General features: G+C 71.9%; 17 protein-coding genes. 2 read left to right on the forward strand and 15 right to left on the reverse strand.

What is annotated here, in order from left to right; all coding sequences use genetic code 11:
- Positions 1–3 precede the first annotated feature (3 nt).
- Positions 4–1,608: an FAD-binding oxidoreductase gene (locus DVS28_RS23380; protein WP_216826249.1), complete on the reverse strand. Its 1,605-nt coding sequence runs from the start codon at positions 1,606–1,608 to the stop codon at positions 4–6.
- Between the two features lie 178 nt (positions 1,609–1,786).
- Here DVS28_RS23380 and DVS28_RS23385 point away from each other — a divergent pair, with 178 nt between their 5' ends.
- A complete protein-coding gene (locus DVS28_RS23385; protein WP_114593607.1) occupies positions 1,787–2,407 on the forward strand; it encodes a sigma-70 family RNA polymerase sigma factor in 621 nt (206 codons plus the stop codon).
- 85 nt (positions 2,408–2,492) lie between these two features.
- Positions 2,493–3,731 carry a DUF5667 domain-containing protein gene (locus DVS28_RS23390; protein ID WP_114593608.1) on the forward strand — a complete coding sequence of 413 codons (1,239 nt, stop codon included), beginning with the start codon at positions 2,493–2,495 and terminating at the stop codon, positions 3,729–3,731.
- A 17-nt stretch (positions 3,732–3,748) separates the two neighbouring features.
- Here DVS28_RS23390 and xseB read toward each other — a convergent pair whose 3' ends face one another.
- The 14 genes from xseB to DVS28_RS23455 all read right to left on the reverse strand — a co-directional run bounded on the left by xseB (position 3,749) and on the right by DVS28_RS23455 (position 18,224).
- Positions 3,749–3,991: an exodeoxyribonuclease VII small subunit gene (gene xseB / locus DVS28_RS23395; RefSeq protein ID WP_216826250.1), complete on the reverse strand. Its 243-nt coding sequence runs from the start codon at positions 3,989–3,991 to the stop codon at positions 3,749–3,751.
- Complete coding sequence (xseA, locus tag DVS28_RS23400) at positions 3,981–5,276, reverse strand: exodeoxyribonuclease VII large subunit (protein WP_114593609.1); 1,296 nt, start codon at positions 5,274–5,276, stop codon at positions 3,981–3,983. The genes xseB and xseA overlap by 11 nt, the downstream gene beginning before the upstream one ends.
- Before the next feature lie 82 nt (positions 5,277–5,358).
- On the reverse strand, positions 5,359–6,453 hold the full coding sequence (locus tag DVS28_RS23405; protein WP_216826251.1) for a lysophospholipid acyltransferase family protein: 1,095 nt from the start codon (positions 6,451–6,453) through the stop codon (positions 5,359–5,361).
- Positions 6,450–7,514 carry an NAD-dependent epimerase/dehydratase family protein gene (locus DVS28_RS23410; protein ID WP_216826252.1) on the reverse strand — a complete coding sequence of 355 codons (1,065 nt, stop codon included), beginning with the start codon at positions 7,512–7,514 and terminating at the stop codon, positions 6,450–6,452. The genes DVS28_RS23405 and DVS28_RS23410 overlap by 4 nt, the downstream gene beginning before the upstream one ends.
- Before the next feature lie 261 nt (positions 7,515–7,775).
- Positions 7,776–7,964, reverse strand: coding sequence for a hypothetical protein (locus tag DVS28_RS23415; protein ID WP_114593610.1), 189 nt, complete (start codon positions 7,962–7,964; stop codon positions 7,776–7,778).
- Between the two features lie 82 nt (positions 7,965–8,046).
- A complete protein-coding gene (locus tag DVS28_RS23420) occupies positions 8,047–9,207 on the reverse strand; it encodes an acetoin utilization protein AcuC (RefSeq protein WP_114593611.1) in 1,161 nt (386 codons plus the stop codon).
- 11 nt (positions 9,208–9,218) lie between these two features.
- Entirely contained in the window at positions 9,219–12,368 is a 3,150-nt protein-coding gene (locus DVS28_RS23425; RefSeq protein WP_164710936.1) for a cell wall-binding repeat-containing protein, read from the reverse strand.
- 100 nt (positions 12,369–12,468) lie between these two features.
- Positions 12,469–12,753, reverse strand: coding sequence for a hypothetical protein (locus DVS28_RS28695; RefSeq protein ID WP_164710937.1), 285 nt, complete (start codon positions 12,751–12,753; stop codon positions 12,469–12,471).
- 138 nt (positions 12,754–12,891) lie between these two features.
- A complete protein-coding gene (proC, locus tag DVS28_RS23430; RefSeq protein WP_114594370.1) occupies positions 12,892–13,698 on the reverse strand; it encodes a pyrroline-5-carboxylate reductase in 807 nt (268 codons plus the stop codon).
- Between the two features lie 65 nt (positions 13,699–13,763).
- On the reverse strand, positions 13,764–14,246 hold the full coding sequence (locus DVS28_RS23435) for a YbjN domain-containing protein (protein ID WP_114593613.1): 483 nt from the start codon (positions 14,244–14,246) through the stop codon (positions 13,764–13,766).
- Complete coding sequence (locus DVS28_RS23440; protein WP_216826253.1) at positions 14,246–15,526, reverse strand: glycosyltransferase; 1,281 nt, start codon at positions 15,524–15,526, stop codon at positions 14,246–14,248. Before DVS28_RS23440 ends, DVS28_RS23435 begins: the two co-directional genes overlap by 1 nt.
- A 277-nt stretch (positions 15,527–15,803) precedes the next feature.
- The gene (locus DVS28_RS29325) at positions 15,804–16,439 is read right to left on the reverse strand and encodes a hypothetical protein (RefSeq protein ID WP_216826254.1); all 636 of its coding nucleotides are present in this window, start codon (positions 16,437–16,439) and stop codon (positions 15,804–15,806) included.
- Positions 16,440–16,611: 172 nt separating this feature from the next.
- The gene (locus DVS28_RS23450; protein WP_281273496.1) at positions 16,612–17,070 is read right to left on the reverse strand and encodes a helix-turn-helix domain-containing protein; all 459 of its coding nucleotides are present in this window, start codon (positions 17,068–17,070) and stop codon (positions 16,612–16,614) included.
- Between the two features lie 164 nt (positions 17,071–17,234).
- Positions 17,235–18,224: an asparaginase gene (locus tag DVS28_RS23455; RefSeq protein WP_114593615.1), complete on the reverse strand. Its 990-nt coding sequence runs from the start codon at positions 18,222–18,224 to the stop codon at positions 17,235–17,237.
- Between the last annotated feature and the right edge of the window lie 63 nt (positions 18,225–18,287).

Consider the following 18,287-nt stretch of genomic DNA (forward strand, 5'->3'; position numbering starts at 1 on the left):
CCGTCACCCCAGGAGCACACCCGGGTTCATGATGCCCGCCGGGTCGGTGACGGCCCTGACGGCGCCGAGGGCGGTGGCGAACAGGTCTGGCCGCTGACGGTCGTACCAGGGACGGTGGTCACGGCCCACGGCATGGTGATGGGTGATCGTGCCGCCCTCGGCGAGCAGCACCTCCGACGCAGCCTGCTTGACCTCGGCCCACTGCGAGGCGCGGGCGCCGCGGCGACCGGGCGCGATGACGGTGAAGTAGGGGGCGGCGCCATCGGGGTAGGCGTGGGTGATCCGGCACGTCACGATGCCCTGGCCGCAGACCTCCTCCACCGCGCTGGCCGTGGCAGCCCGAACCCGTTCGACGAGGGCGCCGAGCCGGTCCCAGGTCGCCGCCGTCTCGAACGTCTCGATGATCATGCCGTGGTCCACGAGGGCGTCGCGGAGGTAGGGCGCCCGGAGGAACGCCTGCTTCCAGGCATCCGCCGCATCCCCGTCCCGGGTGGACAGCTGGCGACCGCGGATCCGGACCGTCCCCACCTCACCACCGTGGTCGGCCAACAGCTCGGCCATGGCCGACAGGTCGGCATCCACGGGGACGGCCGGGGACTCCGCCCCCACCACCATGACCGCGCGCGTGCCGTCGCCGGCGCCGTTGAGGTAGGCCTCGCCCGGATCGAGCACCCGACAGTTGGCCGGGTCCAGGCCGGACTGCACCAGTGGACGCAACGCGGCGAGCGCGTCGGCGAAGTCATCGAAGGTGACCGACATCCCGCCTCGATGGACCGGCTGGTCCTGCAGCCTGACCCACGCGGAGGTGATGACCCCGAGCGTGCCTTCCGACCCGAGCAGCATCCGGTCGGGGCTGGGTCCGGCGCCCGACCCCGGGAGGCGTCGTGACGACCAGCGGCCGTTGGGGGTGACCGCGTCGATGGACTCCACCAGGTCGTCGATGTGGGTCAGCCGGGTGGCGTAGTGCCCTCCGGCCCGCGTGGCCACCCAGCCGCCGAGCGTCGACATCTCGAAGGACTGCGGGAAGAACCGCATCGTCAGGTCGTGTGGCCGCAGCTGGGCCTCGAGACTCGGTCCCGTCGCGCCGGCCTGGACGAGCGCCGCCCGGCTGGTGGTGTCGACCTCGAGCACCCTGTCCATGGCCCTGGTCTGGAGGGCAACGACGGGGCCGTCGACCACACCCGCGGTCACGCCGCCGACGACGGAGGTCCCGCCACCGAAGGGGATGCAGGCGATCCCGGCATCCGCACACCAGCCGAGCACCGCCTCGACCTCGTCGGGGGTGCGTGGCCTGGCCACCAGGTCGGGCGCGTGGCGGACCCCCGTTTCGCGAAGGGCCACCATGTCGGTGAACGACCGCCCGACCGCGTGCAGCAGCCGGTCCTCCGTGACGTCGCTTGTCAGGTGGGCGAGCGGATCGGGTGCGTGGACCCGCGGAGCCTGCAGCTCGTGCGGCGCGTCCGAAGACCGCCAGGTCGTGTCCGCTCCGAACCGCTGTGACAGCATCAGGCCGACGGCTTCGTGTTCTGCGTCGGCGAGGGCATCCCCGACCGTTCCCCATGCCGTGGGGTCCCTGGGCGAGGGGACTGGCAAGGACTCGTCGTACACGGCAGGCTCCTGTGCAGGATTCGGTTGGGTCGACGGCGAACTGAAAGGGCACAACGCATGCGTCCCGGGACCATGATCACCATCGCGATCCTCTTGATCACGATCATCGCAGCCCTCGTCGTCCAGCTCTCGATGGCCCAGGTGTAGGTGAGGAACCCGCGCCCCTGCGGGATTCTCCATGCTCAGCGCCTCCGCCTTCTCCACCGTCGCCACGTCCGTGGCACAGCCGGGCCTGCGCCCGGTCGACCCGGAGATCGTCCGCCTGGTCGAGGAGGCACAGGGCGGTTCGTCGGCGGCCTTCGCCGCCCTCTACGACCGCTATGTCGACCGGGTGTACGCCTTCGTCTACCGCCGCGTCGGTGACCGCCACCTCGCGGAGGACCTGACCGGCGATGTCTTCACCCGCGCGCTGCGGCGCATCGACACCTACCGCTACACCGGTGCCGACCCGATCGCGTGGTTGCTGACGATCGCCCGCAACCGGGTGCACGACCACTACAAGAGCGCCCGCTTCCGCCTCGAGCAGGCCCAGTCCGACGCCGGGGTGACCGAGGTCGACCTGTCCTCGGCTCCCGAACGCGACGCCGAGCGCGCGGCGGTCGTCGCCGAGGTGCAAGCGGCGCTGACGAAGCTCAAGCCCGACCATGCCGAGGTCCTGCACCTGCGGTTCGTGGAGGACCTGTCGGTCGCCGAGGCCGCGGAGATCCTCGGCCGTCGGGTCGGAGCCGTCCGCGCGTTGCAGCACCGTGCACTGAAGGCGCTCGCCGCGCTGGTCGACGTCGAGGCGGTGGCCGGATGACCGACGGTTCCCGGGCGGCTGACACGGCCGTCAAGTTTTTCCGTCACAGCGACGGGTCCCGGTCGTTGAACAGGGTGGTGACGACATGAGACACGCTGATCTGCTGGAGCGACTGCTGGAGGGCGATGCCCTCCCGCAGGACTCGCGCATCGGCGAGGACGTCCCCGAGGAGTTGGACCGGCTGGCCATGCTGGCCGACCTCGTCAGCCACGCCGCCGAGCCCGACCCCATCGAGATGCGCGCCGAGGCGCGGTCGGACCTGCGAACGACGCTGATCCGCGAGGCGAACCTCCGGGCCGCAGAACCGCCGCCGTTGTTGACCCGCATCCGCGAGACCGTGACCGCGACGACCGAACGCTGGGCGTACTCCTCACGGGCCGCCGTGGCGGGCGGCACCGCCGCCATGGTCCTCTCGACCGGTGGCGTGGCTGCCGCTGCCAACGGATCGCTGCCCGGTGACCTTTTCTACGACCTGAAGCTGGCCGCGGAGGACGTGGCCCTGTCGTTCGCCGACGCCGGCGTGTCCCGGGGTGAGGGGCTGCTCCAGCAGGCCACCACCCGGGTGGAGGAAGCGCACACCGCCGCCGAACGCCAGCAGGCGGCCGCCGCCGCAGCCGGTCTGCGCCTGGCCGACGAGCACACCCGAGACGGCGCGCAGGAGTACCTGGCCACCTACCTGGACACCGGCGACACCGAGGTGCTGCAGGTCCTCGGCGACTGGGTCGTGACCACGAACCGTCGGCTCGACCTGCTCCCCGCCGTCGAGGGCGACGCCGCCGCTGCGCTGGCGGACCTGCGCACGTCGCTGAACCGCATCGGGCAGCGCATCGAGGTGCTGGCGACGGGGGCCTGCACGTCCTGTGCCCTGGGCGTGCACGACAACCCCGCTGCGGACCCATCCATCACGCGCGGGAACCAAGCCGACGGCACGCCGCCGACGCCGGCCAGCCAGTCGCCGCTGGATCTGACCTTCATCCCGCCGGCCGACCAGCCCTTCCAGGCGTGCCCGTGCGTGCCGGCTGCACCGCCGGGCGCAGCGACCCCTCCGCCGGGGGCTCCTGCACCGACCGGGTCCACACCCCCGCCCGAGGAGTCCGAGGTCCCGGGCACGGGCGGCACGCCGCCGACGCGCGACCCGGCGCCCGAACCCGAACCGGAGCCCGAGCCGGCCCCGTTCCCGATGCCCGACACGGGTCCTGTCGAGGAGCAGGTCCCCGACCCGGTGCGGGACGCGATCGAGGAGCTCATCGACGGGCTGCCCGAGGACCCGGGGACGGCGCCGTCCTCGGCACCGATGGGCCTCGAGGACCTGCCCGGGTCCTGACGGGTTCGGCGGCCCGATCAGTCGTCGGGATCGGCCAGCAGCTCGGTGATGGTGACCTCGGCGGTGCGCAGGCGTCCGCGACACCAGGTGATCAGCTCGCGGGCACGCGCAACACGGGACGACAGCTCGTCGACGTCGACGTCATCGGCCTCCAGCGCCTCGAGGATGGTCTCGAGCTCCTGCTCGGCGTCGGCGTAGCTGTCGGGTTCGGGTCCCTCCAGCGCTGACGTGGTCGGGTCGGTCGTCGGTTCAGCGGTCATCGGTGTGGATCACCTCCGAGGTGATGGTGCCTTCACGGGTACGGGTGTGCAGGACGGTGCCGGCGGGAAGGGGCCCGGTGACCAGGCCGCCGTCGTCGGCCCGGGTCGTGACGGTCCAGCCCCGTTCGATGAGGCGGTCGGGATCGGCCAGGGCCACCAGGCGCTCGGCCCGGGACAGCCGGTCGGCACGATGCTGCAGGGACCGGGGCGCGTCACGCTGGAGGCGGTCGGCGCGGTCCTGCAGCGCCCCCAGCCGTTGGTTGGTGACGCGGGTCGCGGCCTGCTGCAGCCGTCGTTGGTGGGCATCCACACGTCCGTGGGCACCCCGCAGCGCGGTGCGTGCCGCGGCGGTGCGGCGGGCGGCCGTCGACAGCGCACGGTCCGCCCGGTCCAGGCGCCGGCGGGCCCGGTCACGGACATCCGCCCAGACCTGCTCGGTGTCGTCTGCGGCCTCGCGGACGGTCGCCACCACGCCCTGGGCGAGGGCGGTGGGGGTCTTGTGGGCACGGGCGGCGACGAGCTCGGCCACCGGCTGGTCCAGGTGGTGGCCGATGCCGGTCCAGACAGGCACCCGACAGTCGGCGATGCCCCGTGCGACGTCGGCGTGGTCGAAGGTCATCAGGTCGATCTCGGCGCCGCCCCCGCGGGTCAGCAGGACCAGGTCGATGTCGGGTCGCACGGCCAGCGTGCGGAGTGCCGCGACGATCTGCGGTGGGGCGTCGGGCCCCTGCACACGGGTGGAGATCATGTGCAGCCGGAACGGCAGGCCGCTGGCGCGCAGCTCCTCGACCAGGTCGTGGAAGGCCTGTGATCCACCGCTGGTGACCAACCCCAGTGACAGCGGGACCCGTGGCGTCGGCAGCCGGCGGTTGCGCTCGATGGATCCGTCGGCCTGCATCGCGGCCAGCAGGTCGCGGCGGGCCAGCGCCAGCGCCCCTGCGGTGTGCGAGGGGTCGATGTCGGCCAGCGACAGCGACAGCCGTCCACCCCGCACCCAGAACTGCAGGTTGGCCTTGATGCGAATCTCCAGCCCGTCATCGAGCGGTTGGCCCACCGCCGCGAGGCGCCGGTCGACCAGCCGACCCTTCGAGGCGGGCATCGAGACGTTGAGCTGGGCCACGACCTGTCCGTCCTCGGTGGTGTGCACGAGGTCGAACCACACGCCCTTGCCCTGCCGCTTGAGGCCCGAGACCTCGCCGCGCACCCAGAACTGGCGATCCCAGACATCGGTGACCTGCCGCTCGATGTGCTCGGCGACCTGCAGGACCGTGAACGTCGTGACCATGGGGGTCAACAGTGTGCCCGCCGGGTGCGACGCTGCCGGGCGCCTGCGGTTCACCGAGACGGTCGCGCTGCCCGTGGCGACCTCAGAAGAAGACCGAACGACGCCCCATCAGGTTGCGGTAGATCATCTGCTGGATGGTGTCGCGGACCCGGTCGGTCAGCTCGAAGACCAGCATGGGGTCATCGGCGGCGTCGGGCCCGAGGTGGGCCGTCGGGATGGGTTCGCCGAACTCGATGACCCACTTGGACGGCAGCGGCACGAGGCCGAGGGGGCCGAGGAGCGGGAACTGCCAGGTGATGGGGAAGTACGGCAGGCCCAGTATCCGGGCCAGCGGCTTGACGTTGGCGACGATCGGGAATATCTCCTCCGACCCGATCGTGGCAACGGGGACGATCGGGACACCGGTGCGGATGGCGACCTCCACGAAGCCGCCGCGTCCGAACCGCTGCAGCTTGTAGCGGTCCCGGTAGGCCTTGCCGATGCCCTTGAAGCCCTCGGGCCAGACCCCGACCAGCTCGCCCGAGTCCAGCAGGCGAACGGCGTCCTCGCCGTTGGCCAGGGTGTTGCCGGACTTGCGGGCCATCGGACCCAGCAGCGGCACCTTCATGACGAGGTCGGCGGCCAGCTCGCGAACGTGCCGGTGGGCCGGGTGCTCGTCGAAGACCGCCAGCTTGGTCATGATCGCGTCGAAGGGAACGGTGCCGGCGTGGTTGGCCACCAGCAGCGCGCCACCGGTATCGGGGATGTTGTGGATGCCGTCGGTCCGGATCCGCCACCAACGCTGGTACAGCGGTCGGGCCAGGGGCATCACGACCTGCTCGGTGAAGTCGCGGTCGAACCCGTAGTCGTCGACGTCGTAGTCCCCGGTCAACCGCCGGCGGCTGAAGGCCAGCACACCGCGGACGACCTGCTCGAGGTCGGCGAGGTCGCGGTCGGACAGGATGGGCACGTCCGGACCGAGGTGGGTGCGCCGCCCCTGCCGACCACCCGAGGACGGGTGGGCGGCCCGTGTGGTGGGCTCGCAGACTCGACAGCGGCCCTCCTCGTCCAGGTACAGGCGACACGCCGACCCGTCGGCCCGGAGCCGCTGACAGCGTTGACGGCCCTGATCGGCGGGACCGATCGGGCGGCGACGCTCGTCGAGGCTGATGACCTCTGCACCACGATGATCGGTCACGAGACCCTCCTCAGCACGCTCGACACGACGTTGCCCAGCATGGTCTCGACCCGCTCGACTGCCTCGTGGGAGACCAGCGGTTCGACCCGACCGGCAGCGATGAAGTCGGCGAGCGCCTCCTTGGTGGTGAACGCCGGGGTGTACCCGAACTCCGCCGTCGCCCGGCTGACGTCGGCGACCCTCCCGAACTGCAGCAGCGGGAGCTGTTCGCCGGTGAAGTCGATGCCGCTGGCGGGCTTGAGGACGGAGGTGACCGTGCCGGCCAGCCCGGCCGGGATCGGCACCGTCGGACGTCCGAGCATGCGCGCAGCCTGTGACAGGTAGATCACGCCGGGGGAGGCCACGTTGAAGATCCCCGGGTGGCTGTCCATGGTGGCGCGGTACAGGATCTCCACGGCGTCATCGGTGTGGCACAGCTGCAGGCGCGGGTCGTAGCCCAGGATGGTCGGCAGGACCGGCAGCGACAGGTACCGCGTCATCGGGGTCTCGATGTCGGGCCCGATGAAGTTGGCGAACCGCAGGACGGTCAGGTCCACGTCGGGGCGTCGCCGGCCGAACCCGCGGGCGTAGCCCTCGACCTCGGTGACGTCGGCGGTGTAGCCGGAGCGTGGCACCTGGCGCGACTGGTGGTCCTCACGGAACAGCGCGGGGTCGCGGTAGTGCGAGCCGTAGACCGCGGTGGTCGAACGCATGACCACGCGCCGGACCTGCGGGGCCTTCTGCGCCGCGCCCATCAGCTGCATGGTGCCGATGACGTTGAGCTCCTTCATGCGGGAGCGGCCGCCTGCCGAACCGGGCTCGGCGATCAGCGACATGTGCACGATGGTGTCCACGCGGGTGGAGTCGATGACCTTGGCCACCAGCGGGTTGCGCAGGTCCGCCCGCACGAACTCGGTGCGGCGCAGGTCCATGGACGGCTGCGCCAGGTCGACCCCGCCGACGTAGTCCACCCGATCGTCGGCCTCGAGCTTCAGGGCAAGCCGACCAGCGAGGGTGCCAGCGATCCCGGTGATCAGGATCCGACGGCCCCCTCGGCCTTCCGGTCCGTCGATGCCAGCCACCCGGTCGCCCTCCTTGATGTCGCCCTGCAACGCGGGAGAGGCCGAGCGTATCGGGTCCCGCGTTGCGAGGACATTTCGAGGTGGACCGCGGGCCACGGTCCGGTCAGGCAGGTGTCCGGACACTGGCCGATACAGCCTGCGTGTCGGGTTCCGGGCCGCCCGTCGTGATCGCCCGACACGCCAATGACCTCGGCATCGGGGGAGATGCCGAGGTCTGGAACTCCGGTGCGGGGCCCGAGAGCCCCGAACCACCCGGTCCGTCTAGCCCTGGGCGGTCTTGGAGGCGGAGTCGCCCTCGGTGTCGTACTTGTCCAGGCCGAGGCGCTCCTCGTGGCTCTCGGTGGAGCCGTTGACGAGCCAACGGGCCTGCGCGGCGTCCTGTGCGTGGCGCTCGCGGGTGTTGTCGCGGTTCTTGGGCCGCTTGCGGTTCTGGACTCGGGTGATCGGCATGGTCGTTCCTTAGGGGAGAATCAGCGACCGTCCATCGTTCCCGTTCTTGGCCGTCACCGCAACCCGACGGTCGGCCACCGCCTCAGGTCAGGCGTTCGAGGTGGTCGAACGCCGCGCGTTTGAGGGCCTCCACGGCCTCCTCGGCGCTGGCCCGGACCAGCTTCTCTCGCTCCTCGCTGATGCGGGCCGCCCCTTCGAGGAACGTGGTGGGCGTCTCCTGCCCCGTCCGGTCGTGGGCCCGTCGGACGTAGTCCAGGGGCAGCTCGAACGGCACCTCCTGCCCGGTCAGCTCGGCGAAGTAGATGGTCCAGGCGCGTGGGACGACCGAGACGATCTGGTACCCCCCACCGCCCATGGCCACCCATCTGCCGTCGGCGTGCTCGTGGGCGAGGCCGTGCAGCCGACGTGCCAGCAGCTCGTAGTCGCTGGTGGTCAGCGCCAGGTGCGCCAGCGGGTCGGTCATGTGGGTGTCACAGCCCAGCTGGGTGACCAGCACGTCCGGCTCGAACGCGTCCAGGGCCGGGGGCACGACGGCGTCGAAGGCGTCCAGGTAGATGGGGCCGGTCGTCGCGATGGGCAGCGCCACGTTGAGGGAGGTGCCCTTGGCGTCGCCCTCGCCGATCTCGCCTGCGAAGCCCGTTCCGGGGAACAGGGTGCGGCCCGACTCGTGCAGCGAGATCGTCAGGACACGTGGGTCGTCGTAGAAGAAGGCCTGCACGCCGTCACCGTGATGGGTGTCGACGTCGATGTAGGCGACCCGTTTGGCCCCGTGGTCCAGCAGCCAGCGGATGGCGGCGGCAGGGTCGTCGTAGACGCAGAAGCCCGCGGCGCGGTCGGGCATGGCGTGGTGCAGCCCCCCGGCAGGGTTGAAAGCGTGGTCGACACGCCCTTCCCACACGGCGCGGGCCGCAGCGACCGAGGCGCCGCACACGTCCATCGATGCCTCGTGCATGCCCCGGAAGACCGGGGTGTCGCCGGGGCCGAGCCCCCAGCGCATGTCGCCGGCCCGGTCGGCGCTGGCGGACAGCCGCTGGACCGCATCGACGTACTTCGGGGTGTGCAGCCCAAGCACGTCGTCGGTGCCGAAGGGGTCGCCCGGCAAGGTCAGGACGTCGTCGCGGTCGGTCAGTCCGCAGGCGCGGATCAGGTCGACGGTCAGCTCCACCCGGATGGGCTTGAGGGGGTGGTGCGGCCCGAAGTCGTACTGGATGGCCTCGTCGTTCCAGATCAGCGCGGTCGGCATGGCCGTGCAACCTACCCCGTGCCGTGCAGGACGGCGGACTCGACGGCATCACCCACGACGGCGGTGCCGCCGGCCAGCCGCACGTCGACCGGCCCGAGCACGCCGATCGCGTCGGCGGTCGACGTGGGCACACCGTCGGCGGCGACCAGCAGGACGGGGTCACCGGACGCGGCCGCCGCAAGGGCGTCGACCCACGCCGTCCCCGATGCCAGCCACACGCCGTCCGCGCCGTCCGGTGCTGCGGCGAGGGCCACGACGGCCGCCGTGGCGTACCGGTCGGGACCGGCCAGGCGGTCGTGCGCCCCGGCCCCCGCAGCGGTGGCTGCCGCCACGAGGACCTCGTCGCTGATCACCGCCTGCCCTCCGATGGCCGTCACGCGGTCGGGGGCGAGGGAGGCCAGGGCGTCGGCGGTCACCGCAGGCAGGACGTCGGGGTCGGTCAGCAGCACCACGGCGTGTCGCTCGACGGCCAGGGCCGCTGCGGCCAGGGCGTCGAAGGGGCCGCCAGCGGTGGCCAGCAGCACCTCCTCCACGCCGTCGTGGGCCATGGCAACGGCCGCCGCGGTGGCGTAGCGGTCGTCGCCCGCGAGCCGGACCACGGTGGCGTCGCCGACCAACGCCGCCACGTCGTCGACCACCGTGTCGGCAACGGCAGCCGGGCCACCGACCACCACCACGCTCGAGGGGGCCATCTCGGCCAGCGCCACCGCCGTTGGGTCGGGCAGGCTGTCAGCGGCCGTCAGCAGCAGCCGCCAGCCGTCGGTGCGGGCGACCAGCGCCGCGGCGGCCAGGGCGTCGGGGAAGTCCTCTCCGGAGGCCAGGACCACGGTTTCCGTCCCGCCGGCGGTCGACCCTGCGGCGTTGACGGCCACCGCGGTCGCGTAGCGGCCCGCACCCGCCCAGCGGCTGACGCGTGGCAACCGGGTCTGCCAGATCCCCCGCCCGAACGTGGCGACGGTCAGCAATCCGGTGTCGTCTCGGTGGTCGAGGTCCATCGCCGGGGCCTGTGGCAGGTCCGGACCGACCCGGTACCACCGCAGCGGCTGGCTGGACTGCTCGGGCGGTCCCAGCAGGTCCCAGGAGGCATGCACGCCGACATCGGTGGCCACCACGACCGCGTTCCCGGCAACCACCACGTCGTTGACGGGGGCATCGGGCAGGCCGTCGGCGACGTCGACCCACGTGTCGCCCCCGTCGGTCGACGCCCGGACGTGGGGACTGTCCTCACCGTCGAAGTAGCCGGACGTACCGACCAGCAGGACGCGGCCGTCGGTGGCCAGGCCGGTCACCCAGCGGTCGCCGTCCAGCAGCGTCCGCCACGTCTCGCCGCCGTCGTCGGTGCGCTGCACGAGGCCGTCGTCGGTGCCGACCACGATGCCGGTGCCGTCGGCGTCCAGCGGCAGGATCTCCGTGATCGTCCCGTAGGGGTAGTCGATGTCGGGCGAGGACCCACGGGTCAGGTCGGGCGAGATCGGCGTCCACGTCCTGCCCCCGTCGACCGTGCGGTGCAACGTGTTGCCGCCGAACAGCAGGTGGTCGGCATCGGCGTCCAGGCGAACGAGCGGTGCGCTCCACGCCGCCCGGTCGACCGGCGGCGTGGGCAGGTTGGTGGTGCCACCCCCGAAGGCCGTGGTCCGCCGGCAGCGTCCGTACTGTCCGCAGACGATCACGTCGTCGGCGTCCGTCGGGTGCGGCGACACGGTCACGCCGTCCCCGCAGCCACCCACCGCCGTCCATGGCTCGTCGCCGTCCACGAGCATGCAGCCGATGTCCTGGAACCCCGCCACCACCCGCGCCTGGTCGGTCGGGGGGACGGCCACGGTGTAGGGCTGGGTGAACGGTTGCTGCTGGGCGAGGGTCCAGCTGAACGAGCGGCCTCCGTCGGTGGAGTGGTACAGGCCCCCGTCGCTGCCGAGCCAGGCCCGGGAGGGGTCCTCGCGGTCCCACAGCAGCGCATGGTGGTCGGCGTGCACCCTCCCGTCGGCGGCGAACGTGGCGCCGCCGTCGGTGGACTCCAGCAGGGTCAGGCCGGGCACGAGGACGCGGTCGGGGTCCTCGGGGGCGGGGAAGACCTTGGAGAACCACCACCCGAAGATGAACTGGCTGCCGGCGTACCGGGCGCTGTTGGTGACCATCGTCCACGTCGACCCGCCGTCCTCGGAGCGGTGGAAGCCCCCCGAGCGTCCGTCGCCGCGGGTCACGACGGCATAGGCGACTGCGGGGTCGGCAGGCGAGAAGGCCACCGCGATGCGCCCGGCGTCGTCGGTGAAGCCGGGGATCCCATCGGTGATCGGGGTCCACGACCGGCCACCGTCGAAGGATTCGTACAGCCCCGACCCGGGGCCGCCGTAGCGTCGCAGGTCGGGCATCCGCTGACGGTCCCACATGCTGGCGAGCAGGTGGTCCGGATCGGCCGGGTCGACGGCGAGGTCTGCCCCACCGGTCGTCGGGGTGGTCCCGTCCAGCACCCGGGTCCAGCGCAGGCCGGCGTCGTCGGATCGGTAGATGCCACGCTCGCCGCCGGGCCCGAACAGGTCACCTCCCGCGGCGACCCAGACCACGTCGGGGTCGGTCGGGTGGGCCACCAGGCGCGCGATGGTCGCGGAGGCCGACAGCCCGGAGGCCGTCCACGTCTCGCCACCGTCGGTCGAGCGGTACAGCCCCGTACCGGGGAAGGTCGTCGATCCTCCGCCCGCGTTCGCCTCGCCGGTGCCGGCCAGCAGCACCCCACCGGCGGTGACCACGACGGCCCCGATGGGCTGGACGAGGTCACGGGGCCAGACCGGCTGGAGGGTGCGGCCGTCGTCGTCGGACCGCCACAGCCCGCCGGACGCCGTTGCCACGTACAGGACGTCGTCGTCACGGGCGAGGTCGGTGATGCGCCCACCCGTCGCGAACGGCCCCCGTTCGACCCAGCCGTGCGACACCGTCAGCGGCGCCACGGGCACCTCGGCGGCCTGTCGGAGGGCCGCTGCGTAGCCGCCGACCACCATGCCGGACCGCATGACGGGCTCGTCGGCGTCACCCCCGGGTTGGGGGATCCCCGCGAGGGCCGTGCCGTGGCGTCGGGGTCCGTCGACCCCGTCACCGGTCCCGCCCAGCACCCCGATCAGCAAAAGGGAGAGGAGGGCGGCGGACGCAACGGCTCGACGGATCAGCACTTGGAGGGACAGCCTACGACCGCCCCGTCCCGGGCGGATCGATCCCGGGAACGACGAACGGCGCCCCGTCGGGGCGCCGTGGTCAGTTGCTCGACTCGGATCAGGCCGTGGCCGCCACCGTGTCGGGGAGGTCGAACGCGAGGTCGGCCAGGTGGCCGACGCAGCAGCGGTGGGCGTCGAGGTGGCCGGGGAGCTCCATCTCGACGGCGTCGCGCAGGGCGTTGACGCGGGTCGTGACGTCCTCGCTGCCGAGCGCAGCGAGGTCGACCGCGTCGAGCGCCACGCCGACGGAACGCCGGCAGCAGGCGAAGACGGGGGACCCGCCGCGCCACGGCTGCTCGAACTCCGCGAGCAGCTCATCGTGGCTCAAGGTGTCTGTTGTCATCTGGCCTCCCTCGATCGGGTGGTACATCTGGTCACGAAGGTACCCCCATCCGCCACAGCCGCACCGAGTGATAACGCGAACAATCAGGTAACACCGCCATCCTCGGTGCAGTTCGCTTGACTGGTCACAACGGCGTGGTCAGTCCGCGCCGAGCTCGACAGCCCGGTCCCGAGCCGCTTCGATGGCGTTGAGGAAGGCCGCGCGGACCCGCTGTTCCTCGAGCACCCGCACGGCTGCGATGGTCGTCCCCCCGGGAGAGGTGACGGATTCCCGCAGCTCGACGGGGTGGCGACCGGTGTCGCGCAGCATGAGCGCGCTGCCGACCATCGTCTGCACGATGAGCTCGGTGGACACGTCCCGCGACAGGCCGAGCAGCAGGCCAGCATCGATCATGGCCTCCGCCAGCAGGAAGAAGTAGGCGGGGCCGGACCCGGCCAGGGCGGTGACGGCGTCCATGTGCTGCTCGCCGAGGCGGACGACGCGACCGACGTTGGTCAGCAGCTTCTCGGCCGTGACGAGGTCCGCCTCGGTCGCGAACGCCCCGGGCGAGATCGCGCTCATCGCCTCGTCCACCAGCACGGGCACGTTGGACATGACCCGGACCACGGGGATGTCGCCGAGGGCCTGCTCGAACCGCGCGCAGGTGATGCCGGCCACGACGGAGATGACCGGCTCGCCCGGCCGGATGTGGCCGACGATCTGGTCCAGCAGCTGGCCGAGCGTCTGGGGCTTCACCGCGATGACGACCTGGTCGGCCCATTCAGCCACCGCGGCGGAGTCCGTGGAGACCTCGACGTCGTACTGGGCGGTCAGCTCGGCCGCACGTTCGGGGCGACGCACCGTCGCACGGATCCGGTCCGGGCTCGCCGCACCGCTGCGCAGCAGTCCCGAGAGCAACGCCTCGCCCATGCGGCCGGCGCCGAGGATGCCGATGTTGCCGTTCACGTCCACTGGTCCCTTCGACTGGCGCGGCTGGTCCGTGCCCGCAGCACACCAGCCTACGGCCCGACTCAGGAGATGGGGTTGCGTCCCTGCCCGGTGCGTTCCCGCCAGCGCTGCTCGCGTTCGATGTAGCCCTCGAATCCCAACCGGAGGGCGGCGTTGAACGTCTCGTCGGCCACGGTCAGGACCGCGCCGGCAAGGGTGTCGACCTCCTCGATGGTGATCGCGCGCAGGGGCACGACCCCGACCAGCAGGATGTCGCCGGACTCCTCCACGGAGAACCGCAGGGTGTAGCTGCGCTGGTGGCGCTTGAGCAGCAGCTCGTAGAGGGCCGCGACGTTCTCGTCCGGGGCACGCATGAAGTGGGCCTGTGCGACCAGCGTGCGGTCGCCGACGCTCAGGAACAGCCCGATGGTCCGCTTCTTCTCCCCGGCGAGGGCGACCACCCAGCTGTGGTCGTCGAGCCGTTCGACCTCCAGCTCGTCCTGCTCGGCGATCCACTTCTCGATCGCCTCGACCGCCTGCTCGCGGAGCTCGACCTCGCGCGTCATCAGGCGCCTCGCTGCACAACGGCGTCGCGGAGCCCGAGCGCCTGCTCGTAGACCCCCAGGGTCCGTTCGACGGTGGCGTCCCACGAGAAGCGGTCGGCGCGACGGATGGCGTGTTCCGCTGCCTCGGCCCGCACCGCTGGGTCCAGCAGGTAGGGCAGGAGGGCCTTGGCGAACGCGTTCGGGTCGTGCTCGGCGACCAGCGTTCCCCCACCGGGGTCACCCTCGAGCGGCCCGAGGACGTGTCGCAGGCCACCGACGTCGGTGGCGACCACCGGGGTCCCGCAGGCCTGCGCCTCGAGTGCGACGAGCCCGAAGCTCTCGGAGTGGCTGGGCATCAGCACGACGTCGGCGGCGCGGTACAGCGCCGCGAGCTGCTCGTGGCTCCGCGGCGACAGGAAGGCCACACGGTCGGCCACCCCGAGCTGCTCGGCAAGGGCCTGCAGGGCCGGCGGGTCGACCACGCCGGCGCCGTTGCCGCTGGGTCCGCCGACCACGACCAACCGCACCGGCGGCGCGTCGGCCGGCATCGTCGCCGCGAGCGCCGCGATGGTCCGCACGGCGGTGTCGGGCCCCTTGAGCGGCTGGAGGCGACCGACGAACAACACGACACGGGCGTCGCGGCCGCCACCGAGCAGGTCGGCGGTCCACGATCGACCGGCCGCGGTGTTGAAGGTCGACAGGTCGACACCGGGTTCGACGACGTGCACCCGGGAGGCACCCATCTCGCGACGCAGGAAGGCCGCCTCGTCGGGTGTGGGGGCGACGATGGCGTCGGCGTGCACCGCGATGCGCTGTTCGGCGGCGAGGCGCAGCGCGGGTTCGGGGTTGTCACCCGGCGCCAGGGTCGCGTTCTTCTGCCTGGCCAACGTGTGGAAGGTCTGCACCAGCGGGATGCCGAGGCGGCTCTGGGCACGCAGTCCGACCCAGCCGCTCATCCAGTAGTGCGCGTGGAGGATCTGCGACGCGCGGGCGGCCGGGTGGTCCGCCATGCCCAGGTAGAACGCGCAGAGATGGGACGCGAGCTCGGACTTGTCGGCCTCCGGCGGGCCGGCCTCGATGTGGTGCACGCGCAGCCGCGGCTCGACCTCGACCGTGGAGGGCACATCACCGGCGGGGCGTCGGGTGAAGACGTCCACCTCGACCCCGCGACGTGCGAGTCCGTGCGCCACGTTGTCGACGTAGACGTTCAGGCCGCCGGCGTCGCCGGTCCCTGCCTGCGCCAACGGGGACGTGTGGACGGCCACGAGGCCAACCCGACGAAGCGCATGGTCGTCAGTCATGGATTCCCGAGTCACTCTCCGTGTCGACATCGTTGCGCGCCACGAGACCGCGGCCGGGGCAAAGGATAAACGTCACGGGGCGGCAAGCATCTTCCCATCGCGGGCAGCCTTCCCCGCGCGAGACTCCACCAACCCGTCCCGGAACGGCAGCGACCCCCGCACCGGACGGGGTGCGGGGGTCGTGTGTGGCGGGAGCGGGCGGCGGTGCTCCACGCCGCGGCGGGAGTGCGCACGCGGGCGGCCGAGGCGGTGCAGGCCCGGCCGTCGGTGCGTTGGGCTACTCGGCGGTGCGGCGCAGGCCCACGCGCTCGGCAGCCTGCTCGACACGGTCCTGGCCCTGCTCGACGACCTTGCGGAGGCTGGTCACGGCCTGGGCGACCTGGGTGCGGGCCGTCTCCGTGCGGTCCAGCGCCTTCTTGGTGGTCTCGTTCTTCGACAGGGTGTCGACGACCTTGCGGCCACGGGTGGCGTAGGTACCGAACTCCTTGCGAGCGCTCTCGACGCCCTCGTTCAGCTCGGCCTGCAGCTTCGCCGGGGCCTCCTTGACGAAGGTCTCGACCTTGCCGCGGGTCTCGGCGACGAAGGACTCGGCCTGCTCCGTGCGGGTCTTGCCGAGCTTCTCGAGGCGCTCCGGCAGCTCACGGGCAACCTCGACAACGCGGTCGCTGGCCCCCACGGTGGCGTAGGCGTAGTCGGTGACGAAGCCCTTGACGTCCTCGGCAGCCAGGTCGACACCGGCGAGGGACAGGCGGAAGCCGTCCTGCGCGCTCGTGGTCGACGTGGTGGTCTTCGTGGCGGCCGTCTTGGTGGTCGCGGCCTTCTTGGCCGGCGCCTTGCGGGCGGTGGTGGCCTTGGTGGTGGTCTTCTTGGCGGTCGTCTTCTTGGCGGTGGTCTTCTTGGCGGTGGTGGCCATGGTCGTGCGTCCTTCTCGGGAAGTGCCCGTCATCGGGCAGGTGTGTGCATGGGTGGAAAGGGTCAGGGGGACCGGCGGACCGCTGGAGGGCGGAGCACGGTTCGACGCCGGCCTCCCCTGACCACACTTGCTGGGCACCCTCGATCTGGTGCCCGGTCGTCACGCGAACGACCTACGAGGCCTGCTCCTCGGCCTCGCCAGGTGCATCGCTGTCGGTGGGACGGCCCGTGTCGGCGTCGTCGTGGCCGGCGGTGAACGACCTGTAGATCTCCAGCAGCGCCCGGCGCTGCTTCTCCGTCAGGGTCTGATCGCTGACGATGGCGCTTGCCAGGTCCGTCTGCCGCTCCTCGAGGATCCCCGCCTTGACGTAGAGGGTCTCGGCGCTGATCCGCAGGGCGGACGCGATGGACTGCAGGATCTCCGCGGACGGCTTGCGCAGGCCGCGTTCGATCTGGGAGAGGTAGGGGTTGCTGACCCCGGCACGCTTGGCGAGGTGGCGAACCGACAGCTGCGCGGCTTCGCGCTGCTCCCGGATGAACCCGCCGAGATCCCGGACACGACGATCGGCCGCATCGGCAACGTCCCTCACGGTGTCGCCCGCGGCGTCGATGGCGTCCTTCGGATCCTTCACGGCATTCACCTCACCCTCGGCTCTTGATGACCTGACTCCTCGAGGACCCTTGCTTGCCCCCGTTGTCCATTACGTTAACAGTTGCAAGCACTGCGTGCAAGAGTTAGCACCAACATTTTTCGTGCGGTTCCCACGGGCGAGCCGGACGGCGTCCCGGCGGGGGCTCAGGACAGCCCGAAGGCCTCGGTGACACGGGTGGACAGCTCGGGGACGGCGCTGATCTCGCCGTGGGGAACGCCCCCACCGAGCACCGGAACGCGACGAACGTCCGGCGCGGGAATCCCGCCCAGCGCCTCGACCACCGCGGCGATCACCGGACCTGCGGCACGGTCGGAACCGTCCTGGATCTTGACGGCGATGCCGACCGGCCCGAGCCGATCGTGCACGAAGCCGCACCCCATGACCCCCTCGGCCCCTCGCTTGGCGACGACGCGGGCATCGGCCAGCATCAGCTTGGTGTCGGGCAACGATGGCCCGCCGACCAGCTCGGGGTGGGCAACCATGGCATCGCGAACTGCAGCAAGCACTGAGGTCGGGCCGGCCGCGAGCCGGGCGAACCCGGTCGCCAGGCCGCCGGTGGTGGTCAGCCATGCGGGCGCACCGCAGCCGTCGATGCCCGGTCCCTGCGGTGCCCCGTCGAGGATCTCGGCCAGCGCCCGGGCGATCCGCTGCTGCAGGACGGTGTCGGTCTCGAGGTAGGTGGCCGGGTCGTGGCCGGCGGCGACGTGGGCCCACAGCATCCCTGCGTGCTTGCCGGAGCAGTTGTGCGACAGCGTGGTCGGCGCATCGAGCTCGGTCCGGACCGCCACGTTGATCGGCCAGTCCGCTGGACAGCGCAGCGCGGACTCGTCGAGCCCTGCCTCGGCCAGGACCGAGGCTGCCTCGACCTGCTGGTCGTCGCCCCCGTCGTGGCTGGCGCTGATGATCGCCAGGTGCTCCTCCTGCGGGTGCAGTCCCAGGTCCTGGAGCGTGGACAGGACCGCGGTGGTCTGGAACGGCTTGAGGGCCGACCGCGGGTAGACGGGCCGCGTCGCGTCACCCGCGAACGTCGTCACGGTGCCGTCGGGTGTGGCCACGACGACGTCGCCGAGGTGGCCGGACTCGATGACCCCGTCACGGGTGACGGTGACCAGCAGGGAGGTGGAAGAGGGCATGACGGCCGGCAGCCTATGCGCTGGCGGCGGTACGGCACGGTCCCGCGGACCGGCCGGTGGACC

Source organism: Euzebya pacifica (assembly GCF_003344865.1).
Lineage (GTDB): Bacteria > Actinomycetota > Nitriliruptoria > Euzebyales > Euzebyaceae > Euzebya > Euzebya pacifica.

Bases quoted from the DNA above. Each gene is read 5' to 3' on its own strand.
- DVS28_RS23385 (WP_114593607.1), top strand. From the start codon at position 1,787: ATGCTCAGCGCCTCCGCCTTCTCCACCGTCGCCACGTCCGTGGCACAG.
- DVS28_RS23390 (WP_114593608.1), top strand. From the start codon at position 2,493: ATGAGACACGCTGATCTGCTGGAGCGACTGCTGGAGGGCGATGCCCTC.
- xseB (WP_216826250.1), bottom strand. From the start codon at position 3,991: ATGACCGCTGAACCGACGACCGACCCGACCACGTCAGCGCTGGAGGGA.
- xseA (WP_114593609.1), bottom strand. From the start codon at position 5,276: ATGGTCACGACGTTCACGGTCCTGCAGGTCGCCGAGCACATCGAGCGG.
- DVS28_RS23415 (WP_114593610.1), bottom strand. From the start codon at position 7,964: ATGCCGATCACCCGAGTCCAGAACCGCAAGCGGCCCAAGAACCGCGAC.
- DVS28_RS23420 (WP_114593611.1), bottom strand. From the start codon at position 9,207: ATGCCGACCGCGCTGATCTGGAACGACGAGGCCATCCAGTACGACTTC.
- DVS28_RS28695 (WP_164710937.1), bottom strand. From the start codon at position 12,753: ATGACAACAGACACCTTGAGCCACGATGAGCTGCTCGCGGAGTTCGAG.
- DVS28_RS23435 (WP_114593613.1), bottom strand. From the start codon at position 14,246: ATGACGCGCGAGGTCGAGCTCCGCGAGCAGGCGGTCGAGGCGATCGAG.
- DVS28_RS23440 (WP_216826253.1), bottom strand. From the start codon at position 15,526: ATGACTGACGACCATGCGCTTCGTCGGGTTGGCCTCGTGGCCGTCCAC.
- DVS28_RS29325 (WP_216826254.1), bottom strand. From the start codon at position 16,439: ATGGCCACCACCGCCAAGAAGACCACCGCCAAGAAGACGACCGCCAAG.
- DVS28_RS23455 (WP_114593615.1), bottom strand. From the start codon at position 18,224: ATGCCCTCTTCCACCTCCCTGCTGGTCACCGTCACCCGTGACGGGGTC.